Annotated in this window: 16 protein-coding genes; 9 read left to right on the plus strand and 7 right to left on the minus strand. The window is 70.6% G+C overall.

Going from position 1 to position 18,183, the window contains the following annotated elements; translation table 11 throughout:
* The first annotated feature begins 74 nt into the window (after positions 1-74).
* On the plus strand, positions 75-956 hold the full coding sequence (purU, locus tag IM777_RS15315; protein ID WP_071045181.1) for a formyltetrahydrofolate deformylase: 882 nt from the start codon (positions 75-77) through the stop codon (positions 954-956).
* A gap of 19 nt (positions 957-975) precedes the next feature.
* Here the strand turns inward: purU and IM777_RS15320 are convergent, their stop codons facing one another.
* Positions 976-1,908, minus strand: a complete 933-nt coding sequence (locus IM777_RS15320; RefSeq protein WP_194383959.1) for a serine hydrolase — start codon at positions 1,906-1,908, stop codon at positions 976-978.
* Between the two features lie 30 nt (positions 1,909-1,938).
* Positions 1,939-3,927 (minus strand): M13 family metallopeptidase, encoded by a 1,989-nt coding sequence (locus IM777_RS15325; RefSeq protein ID WP_194383960.1) that lies wholly within the window; start codon positions 3,925-3,927, stop codon positions 1,939-1,941.
* Positions 3,928-4,020: 93 nt separating this feature from the next.
* On the opposite strand from IM777_RS15325, the gene IM777_RS15330 reads away from it, so the two are divergent.
* On the plus strand, positions 4,021-5,346 hold the full coding sequence (locus IM777_RS15330) for an MATE family efflux transporter (protein ID WP_194383961.1): 1,326 nt from the start codon (positions 4,021-4,023) through the stop codon (positions 5,344-5,346).
* 21 nt (positions 5,347-5,367) lie between these two features.
* Here the strand turns inward: IM777_RS15330 and IM777_RS15335 are convergent, their stop codons facing one another.
* Complete coding sequence (locus tag IM777_RS15335) at positions 5,368-6,027, minus strand: TrmH family RNA methyltransferase (RefSeq protein WP_071045178.1); 660 nt, start codon at positions 6,025-6,027, stop codon at positions 5,368-5,370.
* A 500-nt stretch (positions 6,028-6,527) separates the two neighbouring features.
* On the opposite strand from IM777_RS15335, the gene IM777_RS15340 reads away from it, so the two are divergent.
* Both IM777_RS15340 and IM777_RS15345 read left to right on the plus strand, forming a co-directional pair.
* Complete coding sequence (locus tag IM777_RS15340) at positions 6,528-7,559, plus strand: DUF2332 domain-containing protein (RefSeq protein ID WP_228480850.1); 1,032 nt, start codon at positions 6,528-6,530, stop codon at positions 7,557-7,559.
* A gap of 101 nt (positions 7,560-7,660) precedes the next feature.
* Positions 7,661-8,293 carry a metal-dependent transcriptional regulator gene (locus tag IM777_RS15345; protein ID WP_194383962.1) on the plus strand — a complete coding sequence of 211 codons (633 nt, stop codon included), beginning with the start codon at positions 7,661-7,663 and terminating at the stop codon, positions 8,291-8,293.
* Here the strand turns inward: IM777_RS15345 and IM777_RS15350 are convergent.
* Complete coding sequence (locus IM777_RS15350) at positions 8,283-9,245, minus strand: SDR family NAD(P)-dependent oxidoreductase (RefSeq protein WP_194383963.1); 963 nt, start codon at positions 9,243-9,245, stop codon at positions 8,283-8,285. The two genes, IM777_RS15345 and IM777_RS15350, sit on opposite strands and share 11 nt — an antisense overlap.
* Before the next feature lie 105 nt (positions 9,246-9,350).
* Here IM777_RS15350 and IM777_RS15355 point away from each other — a divergent pair, with 105 nt between their 5' ends.
* The gene (locus IM777_RS15355) at positions 9,351-10,175 is read left to right on the plus strand and encodes an HAD-IIA family hydrolase (RefSeq protein WP_194383964.1); all 825 of its coding nucleotides are present in this window, start codon (positions 9,351-9,353) and stop codon (positions 10,173-10,175) included.
* Here the strand turns inward: IM777_RS15355 and IM777_RS15360 are convergent.
* From IM777_RS15360 to IM777_RS15370, 3 genes are read right to left on the minus strand one after another with little or no spacing between them, the layout of a single operon-like run.
* Positions 10,159-11,451 carry an acyl-CoA dehydrogenase family protein gene (locus IM777_RS15360; protein WP_228480851.1) on the minus strand — a complete coding sequence of 431 codons (1,293 nt, stop codon included), beginning with the start codon at positions 11,449-11,451 and terminating at the stop codon, positions 10,159-10,161. The two genes, IM777_RS15355 and IM777_RS15360, sit on opposite strands and share 17 nt — an antisense overlap.
* Positions 11,448-12,677 (minus strand): acyl-CoA dehydrogenase family protein, encoded by a 1,230-nt coding sequence (locus tag IM777_RS15365; protein ID WP_194383965.1) that lies wholly within the window; start codon positions 12,675-12,677, stop codon positions 11,448-11,450. The genes IM777_RS15360 and IM777_RS15365 overlap by 4 nt, the downstream gene beginning before the upstream one ends.
* A 10-nt stretch (positions 12,678-12,687) precedes the next feature.
* Entirely contained in the window at positions 12,688-14,109 is a 1,422-nt protein-coding gene (locus IM777_RS15370) for an LLM class flavin-dependent oxidoreductase (protein WP_143003762.1), read from the minus strand.
* Positions 14,110-14,330: 221 nt separating this feature from the next.
* Between IM777_RS15370 and IM777_RS15375 the strand changes: the two genes are divergently transcribed.
* The 4 genes from IM777_RS15375 (at position 14,331) to IM777_RS15390 (ending at position 18,155) form a co-directional block, all read left to right on the plus strand.
* The gene (locus IM777_RS15375) at positions 14,331-15,656 is read left to right on the plus strand and encodes an ABC transporter substrate-binding protein (RefSeq protein ID WP_194383966.1); all 1,326 of its coding nucleotides are present in this window, start codon (positions 14,331-14,333) and stop codon (positions 15,654-15,656) included.
* Positions 15,649-16,566, plus strand: coding sequence for a carbohydrate ABC transporter permease (locus tag IM777_RS15380; protein ID WP_228480852.1), 918 nt, complete (start codon positions 15,649-15,651; stop codon positions 16,564-16,566). Before IM777_RS15375 ends, IM777_RS15380 begins: the two co-directional genes overlap by 8 nt.
* Positions 16,559-17,404, plus strand: a complete 846-nt coding sequence (locus tag IM777_RS15385; protein WP_194383967.1) for a carbohydrate ABC transporter permease — start codon at positions 16,559-16,561, stop codon at positions 17,402-17,404. Before IM777_RS15380 ends, IM777_RS15385 begins: the two co-directional genes overlap by 8 nt.
* 178 nt (positions 17,405-17,582) lie before the next feature.
* Positions 17,583-18,155 carry a YdeI/OmpD-associated family protein gene (locus tag IM777_RS15390; protein ID WP_194383968.1) on the plus strand — a complete coding sequence of 191 codons (573 nt, stop codon included), beginning with the start codon at positions 17,583-17,585 and terminating at the stop codon, positions 18,153-18,155.
* Positions 18,156-18,183: the final 28 nt, after the last annotated feature.

The following is an 18,183-nucleotide window of genomic DNA, read 5'->3' on the forward strand; positions in this document are numbered from 1 at the left end:
CCCGCAGCGGCGGCGCCCGTGCTAGCGTGCCCGACCCGCACGCGCCCGACCGGCGGACACGGCAGAATCGATGCATGGCCGCTCCCAGCCCCCACCTTCTGCCCGACCACGCGTGTCTCATCGTCCACGGCACCGACCGACCCGGAATCGTCGCCGCCGTCTCGGCCCTGATCACCCGCCACGACGGCAACATCGTCGCGTTCGACCAGTACTCCGACGACCCGACGGGTGGCGACTACTTCCAGCGCGTGGTCTTCCACCGGCCCGATCTCACGGCGGCGCTGCCGATGATCGAGGACGACCTCGCGCGCACGCTCGGCGGCGGATTCGACCTGCGATGGTCGCTGACGGACCAGTCGACCCCCAAGCGCATGGCGATCCTCGCCTCGAAGCAGGACCACTGCCTCCTCGACCTTCTGTGGCGCCACCGTCGCGGGGAGCTGCCCGTGACGATCCCGATGGTCGTGTCCAACCACACGACGGCGGCCGAGGACGTGCGCACCTTCGGTGTGCCGTTCTTCCACGTGCCGTCCGCGCCGGGTCCGGACAAGTCCGAATCCGAGGAGAAGATCCTGGAGCTGCTCGTCGGCAACGTCGACTTCGTCGTGCTCGCCCGCTACATGCAGATCTTGTCGGGGGACTTCCTCGAGAAGGTCGGTGTGCCGGTGATCAACATCCATCACTCGTTCCTGCCCGCCTTCATCGGCGCCGACCCCTACAAGAAGGCCAAGGAGCGCGGCGTCAAGCTCATCGGCGCCACCTCGCACTACGTCACGAGCGACCTCGACGAGGGTCCGATCATCGAGCAGGACACCGTTCGTGTGACCCACGCCGACAGCTCGCTCGAACTCGCCCGGCGCGGCGCCGACGTCGAGCGTCAGGTGCTCTCCCGTGCCGTGCTGTGGCACGCGCAGGATCGCGTCATCCGCCAGGGCAATCACACGATCGTCTTCTGATCCCACCCTCGCCGCGGCCTCAGTACACGTACTCCATGAGGTCGGTGCCGAGCACGCGGAAGGCCGCGTGCGCCCGTGAGCGGTGCATGATCGACAGGTCGTCGAAGCACACGATGAGCGCGTAGGAGACACCCGCGCGCGGGCCGGCGAGCACGCCCGCCTCGGCGCGGATCCCGGCGCCGCGACCCGTCTTGTTGATGAAGAGCAGCCCGTGGTCGTCGTTGTCGTGCGCGAACGGATCGAGGCCCGTGGCCGAAGCGACCAGCGACAGATCGTGGTTGCGGCTCAACCACTCCGCGACGTGCGCACTCACCGACGGGTTCACCGCCGACGAGTTCACCAGGGCCGAGAACAGCTCCGACATCTCCGCCGCCGTGCCGAGCGCCACGTGGGGCGCGTCGTCGGGACCGCGGCTGTCGCGGAACCCGTCGAGCAGCGCGGAGCGCGGCATCCCGAGCTGCCCCAGCCGGTTGCGCACCGCCTCGAGCCCGACCCGCTCCAGCAGCACATTGGCCGCCAGCGCGTCACCGGCCGACGCGGCGAGCACGGCGAGATCGCCGAGGCTGAACCTCTGCGCGGCGAGGTGGTGCCAGAGACCGGCCACCGACACCCCATCGGTGCTCGTGCGATCGACGACCTCGGCGGGGTCGAGGCGCCCGTCGTCGAATGCGGCCGCGACCTCGACGAGCAGCGGCACGACGCCGAGGCCGCCGATCGGCAGGGTGATGAAGTCGTCGCCGGAGAGCACCGCGTCACCGCGATCGAGGTCGGTCACGCGCACCGCGACCTTCGCACCCGACTCGGCGAGCTCGTCGAGCGCCGCGAGCGTCGATGCGAACGATCGACGGCCGGCGGCTGCCCGGCGGGGCAGTCGCCTGTCGTGGGGTCTGATCCGACGGGAACTCCGAAGGGGCTCCTCGGTGCCGCGCCTGGGCTCAGGGGGCGTGCCCACGAACGGTGTCCTCTCTGCTCGGGCTCGTGATCACCAGATGGTGACGCGCTTGTCGGGGTCGAGCCACAGCTCGTCCGACTCGGTCACCCCGAACGCATCGTAGAACGCGTCGATGTTGCGCACGATCTGATTGCACCGGAACTCGTTGGGCGAGTGCGGGTCGATCGTCAGCAGGCGGATGGTCTCGGCATCGCGCCCCTTCTGCTGCCACACCTGGGCCCAGCTGAGGAGAAGCCGCTGGATGCCGGTGTAGCCCTCGATGACGGGGGCGGCGTCGGCGATCTCGGGGCCGGCGTCGTCGCTCGCGATCGACAGGGCATAGGCCTTGATCGCGATGCCGAGACCTCCGAGGTCCCCGATGTTCTCGCCGATCGTGAGCGCACCGTTGACGGTGTGCTCATCGGCGAGGCCTCGGGGCACGAGGTGGTTGTACTGGTCGATCAGCACCGCCGTGCGCTCCTCGAAGGCCGCGCGGTCGGCATCCGTCCACCAGTCCCGCAGCGACCCGTCGCCGTCGAAGCGGCTGCCCTGGTCGTCGAAGCCGTGACCGATCTCATGACCGATGACCGCGCCGATGCCGCCGTAGTTCGCCGCCGCGTCGCGGTCCGCGTCGAAGAAGGGATACTGCAGGATCGCCGCAGGGAAGACGATCTCGTTCATCAGCGGGTTGTAGTAGGCGTTGACCGTCTGCGGGGTCATGTACCACTCGTCGCGGTCGATCGGCTGGCCGACCTTCGACAGCTGACGGTCGTGCTCCCACACGTGAGCGCGACGCACGTTGCCGACGAGGTCGGCGGCGTCGATCTCGAGCGACGAGTAGTCCTTCCAGGTCTCGGGGTAGCCGATCTTGGGGGTGAACGCGGCGAGCTTGGCGAGGGCGCGCTCGCGCGTCTCGGGCGTCATCCATTCCAGCGACGAGATGCTCTCGCGATACGCCTCGACCAGGTTGGCGACCAGGTCGTCCATCTCGGCCTTGGCCCGCGGCGGGAAGTGGCGCTCGACGTAGACCTTGCCGATCGCCTCGCCGAGCGCGGCCTCGGTGAGGCTCACGCCGCGCTTCCAGCGCTCCCGGTTCACCGGCACGCCGGTGAGCTGCGTGCCGTAGAAGGCGAAGTTCTCGGCGACGAACGCGTCGGTGAGGAACGCAGCTCCCGCGTGCACGATCTTGAACCGCAGCCACGCCTTCCAGTCATCCAGGCGTTCCTCGACGAGCAGGCCGGCGAGACCCTCCAGGAAGCTCGGCTGCGACACGACGACCTCGGCGAAGGCGTCGGGATGGTTCGGCGCGATGCCCTCGCGCCACGGCACCAGGTCGGCGCCGGCGAGGCCGACCGTCTCGTCCCACGTGCGCAGGTTGTAGGTGGCGACCGCGTCGCGGCTGCGCACGTTGTCCCAGTGGTGCGCGGCCACCTCGGTCTCGAGCGCGAAGACGCGATCGGCGGCATCCGCGGCCCCGGCGACACCGGCGAGGTCGAGGATGCGCTCGACGTGCGCGCGGAAGGCGGTGCGGGTCTCGGCGAAGTTGTCCAGGCGGTAGTAGCTCTCGTCGGGCATCGACAGGCCGCCCTGCAGCACGAACGGCACGTATCGCTGCGGATCGCCCGGATCGGGCTCGACGTAGAGATCGATGATGCCGCCGACGCCGTCACGCTCGAGCACGCCGACGACGCGGAGGAACTCGGGGATCGTCGTCACCTCATCGACCATCGCCAGCTGCGCCGACAGCGGGCTCGCGCCGAGCTCGTTGACGCGGTCGACATCCATGAAGCTGGAGTACATGTCGCCGATCTTGCGGGCCTCGGTGCCCGGGTCGGCGCGCTGGGACTCCTCGATGATGGCGCGCACATCCTTCTCGGCCTGTTCGGCGATCAGGTGGAACGCGCCCCACCGGGCCTTGTCCTCGGGGATCTCGGTGCGGTCCAGCCACGATCCGTTGACGTGACGGAACAGGTCGTCCTGCGGGCGGATCTCGTCGCTGAGCTCGTCGAGCGCGAGACCGGATGCGGGGGCGTCGGTCATGCGTACAGGATAAGCACCGAGTCTGGGTCGTCGGTCGGAGTCTGGGCCGTCGGACGGCGCGTGGGTGTCCGCGGGCGACTCTAGGCTCGGAGCGTGGCCACCGCACGCGACACCCTGAACCGGGACATCCTGCGTCTTGCGGTGCCCGCACTCGGTGCGCTGGTCGCCGAGCCGCTCTTCCTCATCGTCGATTCGGCACTGGTCGGCCATCTCGGCACGACCCCGCTGGCTGCGCTCGGCATCGCCGGGGCCATCCTGCAGACGATCGTCGGGCTCATGGTCTTCCTCGCGTACTCGACCACGCCGGCCGTCGCGCGCCGGTTCGGCGCCGGCGATCCCACGCGAGCGGTCTCGGCGGGCATCGACGGCATGTGGCTCGCACTCGGCCTCGGAGCGCTGCTGGCCCTCGCCGGCTACCTGACGACGCCGTTCCTCGTCGGCCTCTTCGGCGCGACGGAGGCGGTCACCGCCGATGCGGAGACCTATCTCGGCATCTCGATGTGGGGGCTGCCGGCGATGCTCATCGTCTTCGCCGCGACCGGCCTGCTGCGCGGCCTGCAGGACACCGTCACCCCGTTGTGGATCGCCGGCCTGGGCTTCGCCGCGAACGCCCTGCTCAACGCTTTCTTCATCTACGGGCTCGGATGGGGTATCGCCGGATCGGCCGTCGGCACTGTGCTCGCGCAGTGGGGCATGGTGACCGCCTACGTCGTCGTGATCGGCCGCCACGCCCGCCGGCACGGCGCGGGCCTGCGGCCGCAGCGCGACGGAATCTCGGGCAGCGCCCGCTCCGGCGGGTGGCTGTTCCTGCGCACCGTCGCGCTGCGCGTCGCGCTGCTCGCCACCGTCGCCGTGGCCACGACGCTCGGCACCGAGGAGCTCGCCGGGTGGCAGGTGGCCTTCACCATCTTCTCCACCGCCGCGTTCGCCCTCGACGCGCTCGCGATCGCCGCCCAGGCACTCATCGGCAAGGGGCTCGGCGCCGCAGATGAGGCCGGAGTGCGGCGGGTCCTGCAGCGAACGCTCGCATGGGGAGTGGCCTTCGGGGTGCTCGTCGGGCTCGTCATCGGGGCGTCCTCCGGGGTCATCGGGCTCGTCTTCACCGGGGATCCGCAGCTGGCGGCGCTCGTGCAGCCGGCACTCATCGTGCTCGCCGTCGCGCAGCCGGTTGCCGGAGCGGTGTTCGTGCTCGACGGCGTGCTCATGGGCGCCGGGGATGCACGGTACCTCGCGATCGCGGGCGGGTTGAACCTCATCCCCTACGTTCCGGTCCTCGTGGCGCTGAACGTCTTGTCGCTCGCAGGAGCAGCCGGGCTGGCGTGGTTGGCGGTGGCCTTCTTCGGCGTGTTCATGCTCGCGCGCCTTGCCACACTCGGCTGGCGCGTGCGCGGCCGGGCGTGGCTCACCGCCGGGGCGTGAGGGAAGCGACGGAGCGGTCGATCAGCCGGCCGCGTAGCGGCGGCACCACTCGTACATCACGACGGCGGCCGCAGCACCCGCGTTGATCGAGCGCGTGGAGCCGTACTGGGTGATCTGCACGGCGCCGGATGCCGCGGCGAGGGCCTCGGGCGACAGCCCGGGGCCCTCCTGCCCGAACAGCAGCACGCACGCCTCGGGCAGTTCGGCGCGGTCGACCGGCTGCGATCCCGCGACGTTGTCGACCGCGACGATCGGCAGACCCGCATCCACCGCCCATGCGGTGAACGCGGCGACGTCGTCGTGGTGACGCACGTGCTGATAGCGGTCGGTGACCATCGCGCCGCGGCGGTTCCACCGCCGGCGCCCGATGATGTGCACTTCCGCCGCGAGGAACGCGTTGGCGCTGCGCACGATGGAGCCGATGTTGAGGTCGTGCTGCCAGTTCTCGATCGCGACGTGGAACGGGTGCCGCCGGGCGTCGAGGTCGGCGACGATCGCATCCATCGTCCAGTACCGGTAGCCGTCGACCACATTGCGGCGGTCACCATCGGCGAGTAGCTCGCGGTCGTACCGCGGGTCGTCGGGCCACGCCGCCGCGCCGCCCGGCCACGGTCCGACGCCGTGCGCGGTCTGCGGCTCATCCGCGGCGGCCGTTCCGCCGTCGTTCCTCGGCTCTGTCACTCCGAAAGGCTAGCCCGGCCGACGTGCACCAACTCAGGCTGGGAGGTCCGGGGAAACCCTTCCCGGACCGGATTCGCCGCAAACGGCCTCGCGCAGCCTGAGTTGGTGCACGATGCGGGGCGGGACCGGCAATGCCGGACGATGCCGCCCAGGAATGTCGACGGCACCGGGAATGCCCGTGAGCGGAAGGCGGACGGGGGATCAACGCGGCGCCGGGACGCGCGCCTCCTCCCACCGACGTGCACCAACTCAGGCTGGGTGGTTCGGTGAGGCCCCTCCCGGGCGGGAATCGCGGCAAACGGCCTCGCGCAGCCTGAGCTGGTGCACGGTGCGCGATGCGGGGCGGAACGGGGGGCGGAACGGGGGCGGGACGGGGGGCGGAAGGGCGGCGAACCGGGCGGCGGAACGGCGGGCGGGGCGGGGCGGGGTGCCGGTGGGACCGGGCCGGGAGATGCCGGGTGGACCGGACGCGGCGGACGACGCGGGCGTAGGGTGCGGCCATGGTGCACGCCCGACCGATGCCCGACGACGCCGGCCGCCTCGTCGCGTACTACGACGACTTCGCGCGGCGGTGGGCGCACGGCACGTCGCCGCTCTACGAGGACTGGGCGGCCGGGATCGCTGCCGACCTCGAGATGATCGCGCGCATCCGCCGCCTCCCACCTCGCCTGCAGCAGGCGAATCTCCTCTTCGCGGCCGCGCGCTGGGAGGGTGCCCCGCTCGACGACTACGAGAGATGGCGATCGTGGCTCGCCGAGAACTGGGATGCGGTCCTCGCCACCGCGTCGGTCCGCGCCACACAGACCAACGAAGTCGCGCGGTGCGCGACCCTGCTGCCGATGCTGTCGCGCATTGACGGCCCGGTAGCCCTCCTCGAGGTCGGTGCAGCGGCCGGCCTGTGCCTGCTCCCCGACCGGTACTCGTATCGGTTCCTCTCTCCCGCCGGCGTGCATGACCTGCACCCCGCGGGCGGCCCGAGCGCCGTGCTGCTGGAGTGCCGTATCGACGACGCACGGGATGCCCCCACACGCATGCCTCACATCGAATGGCGCGCCGGCATGGACCTGGCACCGATCGACCCCGCCGACCCCGACGCCGTCGCGTGGCTCGCCACGCTCGTCTGGCCGGGCCCCGATCACGATGCGCGCGTCGCCCGCCTGCGCGGAGCGGCCGCGATCGCCGCGGCGGATCCGCCGCGCGTCGACACCGGCGACCTGCTCGAGCGCGTGACGACCCTCGCCGCCGAGTCCCCCGCAGACGCGACGCTGGTGCTGTTCCACAGCGCGGTGCTCCTCTACCTCGATACACCTTCGCGTGCGCGTTTCGCCAGCCTCGCGCTGTCTCTCGGCGAGCGCCTGGGCCGACGCGTGGTGTGGTTGTCGAACGAGTCGGCCGGCACGTATCCCGAGGTCGACGCGCAGATTCCCGGCGGTGCGGACACGGCCCACCGATTCGTCCAGTCCGTCGATGGGCGCGCCGTGGCCCTCGCCGGACAGCACGGTGGCGTCTACGAGACGCGACCCTTCCTGTGACAACGCCACCTGTAACGACGCCGCCTGTAACGACGCCACCGCGCGTGACGACGCCACCGCGCGTGACGACGCCGGAAACATCCTCTGAGTAGCCTGGAGCGGTGGCCTCTCCCGCCGTCGACGACTACCTGAAGACGATCTACCACCACACCGAGTGGCAGGACGAGCGCATGACGCCGTCCCAGCTGGCCGGCGTGCTCGGCCTCGCCCCGTCGAGCGTGACCGAGATGGTGAAGAAGCTGGCGAGCCTCGGGCTGGTGACCCACCGCCCGTACGGTCCGGTCTCGTTGACGGCGACGGGCGAGCGTCGCGCTGCCGCCATCATCCGCCGGCACCGCCTCATCGAGACGTGGCTCGTGCGCGAGTTCGGCTACGCGTGGGACGAGGTGCACGACGAAGCCGAGGTGCTCGAGCATGCGATCAGCGACCGCCTTCTCGCCGGCATCGACGACCTCCTCGGTCATCCGCTGTTCGACCCGCACGGCGACGCGATCCCGCGGGCCGACGGAACGGTCGTGCGCGAGCCGTTCGTGCTGCTCGCGGATGCGGCGGCCGGCCACACCGGCCGGGTGCTGCGCGTGAGCGACCGCGACGCCGACGTGCTGCGCGTCGCCGAAGCGGCCGGGATGACGGTCGCCACCGAGGTCACCGTGACGGCGGCCGGCGTGCGGGTCGGCGACGCGGAGACGGCGCTGGACGACGACGTGCGACAGGCGGTGTGGCTCAGCGCCTGAGCCGCTTGGTCTTGGCGGCTTTGGCGAAGGGCCAGGCGACGCCGGTCGCGTGCTCGCACACCTCCCAGATGCGCGCGGCGACCTCACGGTCCTGGGTGACGCGCGACGACGTGCCGCGTCGAGGCTCGCCCCGAAGCCGGGCGCGCGGTCCCCAGTACTCGCCCCCGGCGACATCGGATGCCGCCAGCGCGTGCACGAGGGGCTGCGCGCCGACCTCCTTGGACTGGGTGACGGGCGCCTGGATATTGTCGGCGAAGCGCGTCAGCCGGGAGGGATTGTTCACGCCGCGGATGCCGGCGGTGCGTCCGCTGGTGGAGTAGCCCGGATGCGCCACGACGCTCGCGACCGCCACGTCGGCGCCGCGCAGGCGGCGGTCGGCTTCGAACCCGAGCGAGCTGGTCGCGATCTTCGACTGCACGTAGGCGCGCCAGGGCGTGTAGCCCTCGGACAGCTGCGGGTCGACCGGGTCGTATCGCCACATCGAGGTCGACATGCTCCCCACCCACACCATGCGTCCGCCTGCCGCGGCGAGCGCGGGAAGCAGCTCGCCGGCCAGCGCGAAATGGCCGAGCACGTTGGTGGCGAAGACGAGCTCGTTGCCGTCGCGCGTGAGGGTGCGCCGTTTCGGCGGATGCACGATGCCGGCATTCAGCAGCACGCCGTCGAGCGCACCGCGGCTGCGGAGGGTGGCGGCGGCGGCGCGCAGCGAGCCGGAGTTGCTGGTGTCGATGACGAGGGATTCGACCGCATCGCGTCCGGCAGCCTCGGGCACCCGGCGGAAGAGGGCCGCGCGAGCCGCGGCGAGGCGAGCGGGATTGCGCGCCGACATGATCACGTCCGCCCCGGCCCGCACGAGGTGCTCGCACGAGAAGTAGCCGAGACCCGCGTTGGAACCCGTGACGAGGTACGTCCGGCCGGTGAGGTCGGGGAGATGCCACTCGGGTCCACTCACACGACGACCCTATGCCGCACATGCCCGATGCGGAATGGGGCGCGCGGGCGCGTCGCGGTCGGCCTCTCGTCGGACAGCGCGGGCCGCGCCGCATAGGCTGTGCCCATGCGTACCCGTGACGAGGTCGAATGCTGGCTCACCGACATGGACGGCGTGCTCGTCCATGAGAACACCCCCATCCCCGGCGCATCCGAGCTTCTCCAGCAGTGGCGGGATCTCGGAGTGCCGTTTCTCGTTCTCACGAACAATTCGATCTTCACGCCGCGCGACCTCAGTGCGCGACTGCGCGCATCCGGTCTCGTCGTGCCCGAGGAGGCCATCTGGACCTCCGCCCTCGCGACCGCGGACTTCCTGCGCTCGCAGATGCCGGGCGGCAGCGCCTTCGTCATCGGCGAGGCGGGCCTGACGACCGCTCTCCACGAGGCCGGGTTCATCATGACCGAGACCGATCCGGACTACGTGGTGATCGGCGAGACGCGCAACTACTCCTTCGAGGCGATCACGAAGGCGATCCGCTTCATCCGCGGTGGCGCCCGGTTCATCGCCACCAACCCCGATGCGACCGGCCCCTCGGTCGAGGGCGTGCTGCCGGCGACCGGGGCGATCTCGGCCCTCATCTCCAAGGCGACGGGCAAGGAGCCGTATGTCGTCGGCAAGCCGAACCCGATGATGTTCCGCTCGGCCCTGAACCGCATCGGCGCGCACTCCGAGAACACCGGCATGATCGGCGACCGGATGGACACCGACGTCGTGGCGGGGATCGAAGCGGGCCTGCACACCGTGTTGGTGCGCACCGGCATCTCCGATGACGCCGAGATCGAGCGCTATCCGTTCCGCCCCGACGAGATCCTGGACTCCGTCGCCGAACTGCTCGCCGACGACCCGATCGAGGCCGAGATGCCCGAGGGCGAAGTCACCCACGGGCTGTGACGCTCGGGCTCCCCACCGCCCAGAGCGGCTGCGGCAGGTCGCCGGTGAGCACCCACGCGCCGACCCAGCGGTTCTTGTAGAGCACCGGATTGTGGCTCGAGACCGTGCGGGCGTTCCGCCAATGCCGGTCGAGCGACGCGCCGCGCGCCGTGGATGAGGCACCCAGCGCGTCGAACAGGCGCGATGCGATCGTCTGCACCGCACCGGTGGCGAACGACTGCGCCTGTGCAGCCCGGATCTCCGCGATCGCGTCGGCCGCCCGCGCGCGCTCTCGCAGCGCCTCGTCACCGGGGTCGTCGCGCACCGCTCGCGCGGCGGCGACGGCGTCGTCGACGGCGCCTGCCACGGCGTGCACCGTCGACTCGACCGCGTAGGCGGAGGCCGCGAGCTCACCGATCAGAGCCTGGATCTGCACGTCGTCCTGCGCGCGATCGGCCGTTCCGTGGCTGTACACCCGCGCTCGCGACCGCACCGCATCCGCCGCATCGGAAACCGCCCGATGCGCGATCCCCGCCAGCACGCTCAGCAGCACCAGCTGGTAGAGCGCCGTCTGGTATCCGAAGCGTTCGGCCACCGGCAGCACGTCGGCGGCGTCGACAACGGCGTCATCGAACACGATGGTGCCGGTCCCCGTGCCTCGCTGCCCGAATCCGTCCCAGTCGTCGCTCACGCTCACCCCGGGCTGATCGAGCCGCACGAGCACCGCGACATCGACGCCGTCCGCAACACGATGGGCGACCGCGTCGGTCCATTCCGCGAAGATGCTACCGGTGGTGTAGAACTTGCGTCCACGCACCCGCAGGGTGCCGTCGACGTCGACGCGCAGCTCGGTGCCCGCGCGTGACGTGGTCGATCCGGATGCTTCGCTCCACGCGTTGCCGGTGGTCTCGCCCTCCACCACCCGCCGGATCCACCGGTCACCGAACCCGCGGTCGGTCGTGGTCAGCGCCTGCTCGACGAGGGCGAAGTGGCCGCGGAAGATCTGCGGCACGTTCGCGTCGGCGGCCGCGATCGCGATCAGCAGCGGCGTGAGGCTCGCCCAGTCGGTACCGAGCCCGCCGTCCTCGACGCTGACGCGCGCGCGTCCGATGCCGAGGTCGCGCAGCTCGCGCACCGCCTCGAACGGCAGATCTCGCCCGCGGTCACGAGCTGCCGCCTCCTCGGCGATGCGCTCCACTGTCGGGCGGAACCGTTCCTCGAGGTCTCGCGGCACCGCCGCCCACACCTGGTCGGTGAAATCCGTGCGGAGAGGGGCCGCCACCGTCTGGCCGTTCACGTGTACAGGGAGATCGGCTGGACGGCACCGGTGAGAAAGTGGGCTCCCACTTCGAGTTTCTTGTAGTCGACCGGGTCGTGCAGGGAGTGCGTGCGGATGTTGCGCCAGTGCAGGTCGAGACCCACGCGGCTCGCCGTCGAACTCGTGCCGGTCGCTTCGAACACGCGGTGGGCGACGTCGGTGGCGGTGTCGCTGGCGACCACCTTGAGCTGCGCGACCTCGACGGCAAGTCGTGCGCGGTCCTTCGCGGAGACGTCGGCGCCGAGGGCGATGGTCTCGTCGAATCGGCGGTTCACCCGATCGGCGAGCGCCGACACCGCAGCCGTCTTCGACACGAGCTCGCCATAGAGACGTCGGACGAACGGGTCGTCCCGGTAGGTGGAGGCCTCGGACAGGAACCACGCGTTCGGCCGCGCAACGGTCAGGTCGCGCGCCTGCGCGAGCGCGCCCTCCGCGATTCCGAGGTAGAGATTGCCGAACATCAGCTGGATGCCGGGTGTCACGAAGCTCTGGATCGGCTCGTCGGTGCCGAACCCGAGAACATGCTCCGGGTCGACGCGCACGTTTCGGTAGGTCACGGTGTTGCTGGCCGACAGCCGCTGGCCCAGGTTGTCCCAGTCGTCCACGAGCTCGACGCCGGGATGCCCATGGGGGAGCACCAGGTAGGCGAACGCTCCCGCGTCGGGGCCGTCTTCGACAACAGCGTTGATGAGCAGCGCCTCACCGACTCCCGACCCGGTGGAGTACCGCTTGAAGCCGTCGAGGCGGTAGCCGTCGCCGTCCACCGTGAGCGTCAGGTTCGGATCCACCGGGTTGACCGAGTCGCCCCAGATCCAGCGGCCGTCGATCGAGGAGCGGAACCAGCGCTCCCGCTCGTCGGGCGCGGCGACCAGCGCGATGTTCGCCTCGTTGATGTAGTGGTATCCGAGCAGCTGCGCGATCGAGGCGTCGCGTCGGGCGATGATGCGCACCACCCTCGCGGCGGTCTCCCACTGGGCCCCGCCGCCGCCGAACTCGACGGGATCGAGCAGGGTCGTGAGAGCGGCATCCTGCAGCAGCCGAGCCTCGGCGAACGGCTGCGCGTTGGCGCGGTCCCGGGCGAGGGCGTCGGCGCCGAGCGTCTCGGCGACGGCCTCGGCCACGGCATCCCATCGCGCGAGCTCCGCGTCGGTGGCGGTGCCCGACCAGTGGGTACGGGGCGGGGCGAGGCTGGTGGTGGCGGTCATGCGTTTCTCCTCAGACGGTGGTGGGAACGAGGGATGCGCCGCCGTCGGCGGCGGTGCGCGAACCGGCGAACGCACCCCGATACGCGTGCGCCGGGTGCCACTCGGGCACCACGGCGCTGCCGGAGAGCCGCTCGCGCAGCGTGGCGCCGGGGCGGGCGTCGGCGGCGAGAAGACCCCGCCGACGCAGCTCAGGCGTGAGGTGCTCGGCGATGTCCTCGAACGTGCCGGGCGTGATGACGTAGGCGAGGTTGAATCCGTCGACCCCGCCGACGTCGACCCATCTCTCCAGCTCGTCGGCCACGGTGGTCGGGCTTCCGACGATGACCGCGCCGATGCCGCCGATGCCGACGTACTCGGCGATGTCGCGCGGTGTCCACTCGCGGGTGGGGTCGGCCTTGGTGAAGATCGACAGGGCGGAGCGGGCGGCATCCGTATCGACGTACCGGAGCGGCTCGTCGGGGTCGAGCGCGGCGAGGTCGATCCCCGACCAGCCGCCGTACAGAGCGAGAGAGCCCTCGAGCGAGACGTACCGACGAAAGTCGTCGCGCTTCGCTCTCGCGAGCTCGTCCGTCTCGGCGACGATGACGGTGGCGAGGGTGAGGATCTTCACGTCGTCACCATCGCGCCCGGCGGCGCGGGCCTTGTCACGGATGCCGTCGGTGGTGCGGCGGGTGAGTTCGGGGGCAAGCCCGTTGATGAAGATGGCCTCCCCGTGGCGAGCGGCGAACTCCTGCCCACGGGGCGACGCGCCCGCCTGGAAGATCACGGGGGTGCGCTGGGGCGACGGCTCGCCGAGGTGGATGCCGGGCACGTCGAAGTGCTCACCGCGATGGTCGATCGGGTGCACCTTCTCGGGGTCGGTGAAGACACCGGTGTCACGATCGCGGAGCACGGCGCCGTCTTCCCACGATCCCTCCCACAGCTTGTAGACGACATCCAGGAACTCGTCGGCGATGCCATAGCGGTCGTCGTGCGCGATCTGGTCGCCGAGTCCGAGGTTGCGCGCGGCGCTGGCGAGGTAGGACGTCACGACGTTCCAGCCGATTCGGCCGCCGGTGAAGTGGTCGAGCGTCGTGAGCGTGCGCGCCAGCGCGTAGGGCTGGGCGTACGTCGTCGCGACCGTCACTCCGAAGCCGAGACGCTCGGTGACCGCCGCCATCGCCGGGATCTGCAGCAGCGGATCCCCGACGGGCACCTGCGCGGCGTCGCGCAGGGCGGGCGCGACGGAGTCGCGGTAGACGTCGTACACCCCGAGCACGTCAGCCAGGAAGACCGCGTCGAAACCGCCTCGTTCGAGCAGCTTCGCCAAGTCGATCCAGTAGTCCAGGCGGTGATACTCGTCCGCTCGGTTGTCGGGATGCCGCCACAGGCCCGGCGCCTGGTGGGTCACGCAGCTCATCTCGAACGCGTTGAGGATGATCGGCTTGGTCACCGGGCACCTTCCTTCCTGCGCCGAAAGCGGCGCGCCGCGGGAACGCTATCAACGGTCCCTCACGACGGGAGACGAGCCCGACACACGCCGACACGCTGCGACACAGGACGTCACACGATGTCGCCGTCTTACGAGAGGGCATGCTGCGCCGGTATCGCTCGCTCCACAATGTCCTCTCGTGCGGCCCTCGCCGCGCACCGCATCCATCCGAGAGGCTCGCCATGTCCGATTCGTCACGCCGCGCACGCACGCTGCGCAGGTTCGCCGTCCCCACCGTCGTCGCCGCCTCCGCGGTCATGCTGGCCTCGTGCGCCGGCGGCGACGCCGACGCATCGGACGCTGCCGGCGAGCAGGAGCTGACCGTGCTGCTCATCTCATCGCACGAGGGCGCCTCCGACCTCCTCGCGGAGCGCTACGAGGCCGAGACGGGGGTGCGCATCAACCCGGTGATCGTCCCCTACGACGAGATCGGCAACACCCTGGCGCTCGACCAGCAGTCGGGCGCGAACACGATCGACGTTGCGGCGCCCTGGTACGTCTCGATCGGAGACCTGGCTGACTCCGGCTCGATCCAGGACCTCACCGACTGGATCGCGAGCGACCCCGCCGCCGACGAAGACGACTTCATCCCCTCGATCTACGATCCGTACACCCTGGTGGAGGATCGCCGGTACGGGCTGCCGTTCGACGGCGACACCCACGTGCTCTTCTACAACACCGAGATCCTGCAGCGGAACGGCTTCGACGCTCCGCCCGCGACATGGGACGAGTACGTCGAGCAGTCGCGCGTGATCACCGAGAACGAGGGAGCCGACGGCGTCTACGGCAACGTGATCTTCGGCCAGAAGTCCCCGCTCATCCTGGGAGCGAGCTTCGCCAACCGCCTTGCGGGGTTCGGTGGCGCGTTCGTCGACGACGCGGGCGCACCCGTGATCAACTCCCCGGAGGCCGTGGCGGCAGCGCAGTCCCTGGCCGACGCACTGGAATCCGCCTACCCCACACCCACCGAGACCGCCTTCGGCGAAGGCAACTCCGCGTGGTACGCGGGCAACGCGGCGTTCATCGAGAACTGGACCGACCTCGGCGTGGGCTCGCAGATCAACCCCGACTCCACGGTGGCCGACGGCTGGGGCGTCACGCTGCTCCCCGTCGGCGGGGAGAACACCCAGGCGCGCGCATCGCTCGTGGCCGGGTTCACCTGGGTGATCGCGGCCCACACCGACAAGACCGAGCTCGCGCGGGACTTCATCCAGTGGGCAGCCTCGAGCGAGATCAACGAGGAACTGCTCGTCGCCGACCCGCAGACCGGTATCGACCCCAACCGCATCTCCTCGCTCGAGAGTGAGGCGTACGGACAGGCCTATCCCGACCTGCAGCGCGTCAACCGCGCCACCCTCGACGGCGCACTCGCCTGGCCCACCGGCAAGAACGCCACGCAGGCGGCCGAGGTGCTCACCGACGAGCTCGCCAAGCTCGTCGCGGGTGAGGTCACCGCGCAGGAGGCACTGGATGCCGCGCAGGCGGAGTGGGAAGAGCTCCTTGGCTGACGCATCCGCGACGGTGCGCCCACGGCGCCTCCCTCGGGGGCCGGCGTGGGCGCACCGCCTGTTCGTCTCACCGAGCGTGCTCGCGCTGCTCGTGCTCGGGGCGTATCCGCTGCTGTTCATCGTGGCTGCCGCGTTCACGGAATCGTCTCTCGGCAGGCCGTTCCAGGAGTTCGTCGGCACGGCCACGTTCGAGCAGGTGCTCACAGATGCCGACGCCGTCGCGTCACTGTGGCGCACCCTCGCATACGCCCTGGCGGTATCGTCTGCGAGCGTCGTGCTCGGGGTGGTCGCGGCGCTCGCGCTCCACGGCGCGGTGCGGAGCGGGGCGCTCGTGCGCACGCTCCTCCTCCTCCCGCTCATCACACCTCCCGTGATCGTGGGCACGCTCTGGAAGCTCATCTACAACCCCGGGGGCGGGCTCCTCGCGACCCTCTTCGGACTCATCGGGCTGCCCTCCGAGACCATCGCGCCCCTGTCGTCGACGCTGTGGGCGCTCCCGGCGATCGCCGTCGCCGACGTCTGGGAGTGGACGCCCCTCGTGGCTCTGCTGGTGTTCACGGCACTCCTCGCCCAGGACCCGCAGACGCTCGAGGCCGCATCGCTTGACGGCGCACACGGGTTCGGCACGTTCCGCCACATCACCCTGCCCGCCGTTTCCGGGGTCGTCGCGGCGGCCTTCTTCATCCGGCTGGTGCTCGCCTTCAAGGTGTTCGACCTGGTCTTCATGATGACCTCCGGCGGCCCCGGACAGGCCACGACCACCACGTCGTATCTCATCTACCAGGCGGCGCTGCGGGAGTTCGACGTGGGCAAGGCGGCCGTCATCACGCTTCTTCTGGCCGTGCTCGTGACGGCGGTCACCATCCCCGTCGCTCTCGTGGCTCGACGATGGCAGGTGAATCATGAGTGACCGCATCCTCGACCGGCCACGCCGCACGACCGGATCCCGCGGCGCAGCAGCCACGGTGGTGCTCGCGGTGCTCCTCGCCTTCTTCGTGACGCCCTTGCTCTACCTCGTGTCGGTCTCGCTCATGGGACGGGACGAGACCGGTCAGGGGGTGCTCGTGCCCGCCGTCCCGCAGTTCTCGAACTGGGTGGATGTGCTGACCGGCTCGGACCTGCTGCAGGGCATCGGGAACTCCCTCGTGGCCGCTATCGGCGGCGCGACCCTCACCCTGGCGATCGCCCTGCCCGGAGCCTGGGCGATCGTGCGGTTCCGCACCGGTGGAACCACCCTCGCCGGCACGCTGATGAGCCCCTGGCTGCTGCCGCCGATCGTCGCGGTCGTGCCGCTGTTCACCCTGCTCCGCGTGATCGGGGCCAACAACACCCTGTGGGGCCTCACCCTCGTGTACGCCCTGGTGAACGTGCCGGTCGCGATCTGGCTGCTCGAGGGGTTCCTCCGGAAACTCCCCAGCGAGATCGAGGAGGCCGCCCGGCTGGACGGCGCCGGGTCGTTCCGGGTGCTCACGTGGATCGTGACCCCGCTGGTCGCTCCGGCGCTGGCGGCCACCGGCATCATCGTCGGGGTGCTGAACTACAACGAGTTCCTGCTGGCGACCTTCCTCACGCAGAACCCCGACGCGCAGACGCTCCCGGTGGTGCTCTCGCTGTTCTACGGCGAACGCACGCCCCATTTCGGCAAGATCGCCGCCGCATCCGTCATCGGCGTGCTGCCGGTGTTCGCTGCCGCCGTCTTCTTCCAGCGCTGGCTCGTCGGCGGGCTGACCTCCGGCGCCGTGCGCTGAGCCGTCACCCGCCCCTCGTCGTTCACAACTCCGCAAGAATCTGCGTCGCGACGCTCTCTGGGGGTTGTCGGGGCTGTGACCGAGCGATATTGCGGAGTTATGAACGGCGGATGGGGCGGCGCAGGCGACGCGACTGAACTCGGACGCGACGTCGGCGGGCGCGCGTAGGGTCAGCGGCATGGGTGCACTCGACGACGGGGAGCGCGTGGTCGTGGCCGACGCCGTGGCGTGGCGGGCGTGGCTGGTCGAGAACCACACCACCTCGACCGGCGCGTGGCTGGTGCGCGCGCGTCCTGGGTCCGACGTCACCGTCGTCGCCTATGAAGACGCGATCCGGCAGGCGCTGTGCTTCGGATGGATCGACGGCCCCACCCGCTCGTTCGACGAGCGCCTCGGGGGCCTGTGGTTCTCACCGCGCCGGCCGCGCAGCGGCTGGGCGGCGACGAACAAGGCACGCGTGGTCGACCTCGAGGCCACCGGCGAGATGACCGACGCCGGACGGCGGGCAATCGCCGTCGCGCGCGAGAACGGATCGTGGAGCGTGCTGGACAACTCCGAGGCGCTCCGCGAGCCCGACGACCTCGCGGCCGCCCTCGACGCCGACGGGGCGGCTCGCGCCGCGTGGGATGCATTCCCGCCCTCGGCGCGCAAGTTCGGCATCGCTCAGGTCGATCTGGCGCGGCGCCCTGCCACGCGCCTGGCCCGCATCACGAGCATCGTCACCGCCGCCCGGGAAGGAAGGCGCCCCTGATGAGCGAGTTCGAACAGACTCTGCTGCT

Origin of the sequence: Microbacterium luteum (assembly GCF_015277875.1) — a bacterium.
GTDB classification, from domain to species: domain Bacteria; phylum Actinomycetota; class Actinomycetes; order Actinomycetales; family Microbacteriaceae; genus Microbacterium; species Microbacterium luteum.

What these genes read in the sequence shown, in the direction of transcription:
- IM777_RS15325 (WP_194383960.1), bottom strand. Translation starts at nt 3,927, where the DNA reads ATGACCGACGCCCCCGCATCCGGTCTCGCGCTCGACGAGCTCAGCGAC.
- IM777_RS15365 (WP_194383965.1), bottom strand. Translation starts at nt 12,677, where the DNA reads ATGACCGCCACCACCAGCCTCGCCCCGCCCCGTACCCACTGGTCGGGC.
- IM777_RS15340 (WP_228480850.1), top strand. Translation starts at nt 6,528, where the DNA reads ATGGTGCACGCCCGACCGATGCCCGACGACGCCGGCCGCCTCGTCGCG.
- IM777_RS15390 (WP_194383968.1), top strand. Translation starts at nt 17,583, where the DNA reads ATGGGTGCACTCGACGACGGGGAGCGCGTGGTCGTGGCCGACGCCGTG.
- purU (WP_071045181.1), top strand. Translation starts at nt 75, where the DNA reads ATGGCCGCTCCCAGCCCCCACCTTCTGCCCGACCACGCGTGTCTCATC.
- IM777_RS15375 (WP_194383966.1), top strand. Translation starts at nt 14,331, where the DNA reads ATGTCCGATTCGTCACGCCGCGCACGCACGCTGCGCAGGTTCGCCGTC.
- IM777_RS15385 (WP_194383967.1), top strand. Translation starts at nt 16,559, where the DNA reads ATGAGTGACCGCATCCTCGACCGGCCACGCCGCACGACCGGATCCCGC.
- IM777_RS15355 (WP_194383964.1), top strand. Translation starts at nt 9,351, where the DNA reads ATGCGTACCCGTGACGAGGTCGAATGCTGGCTCACCGACATGGACGGC.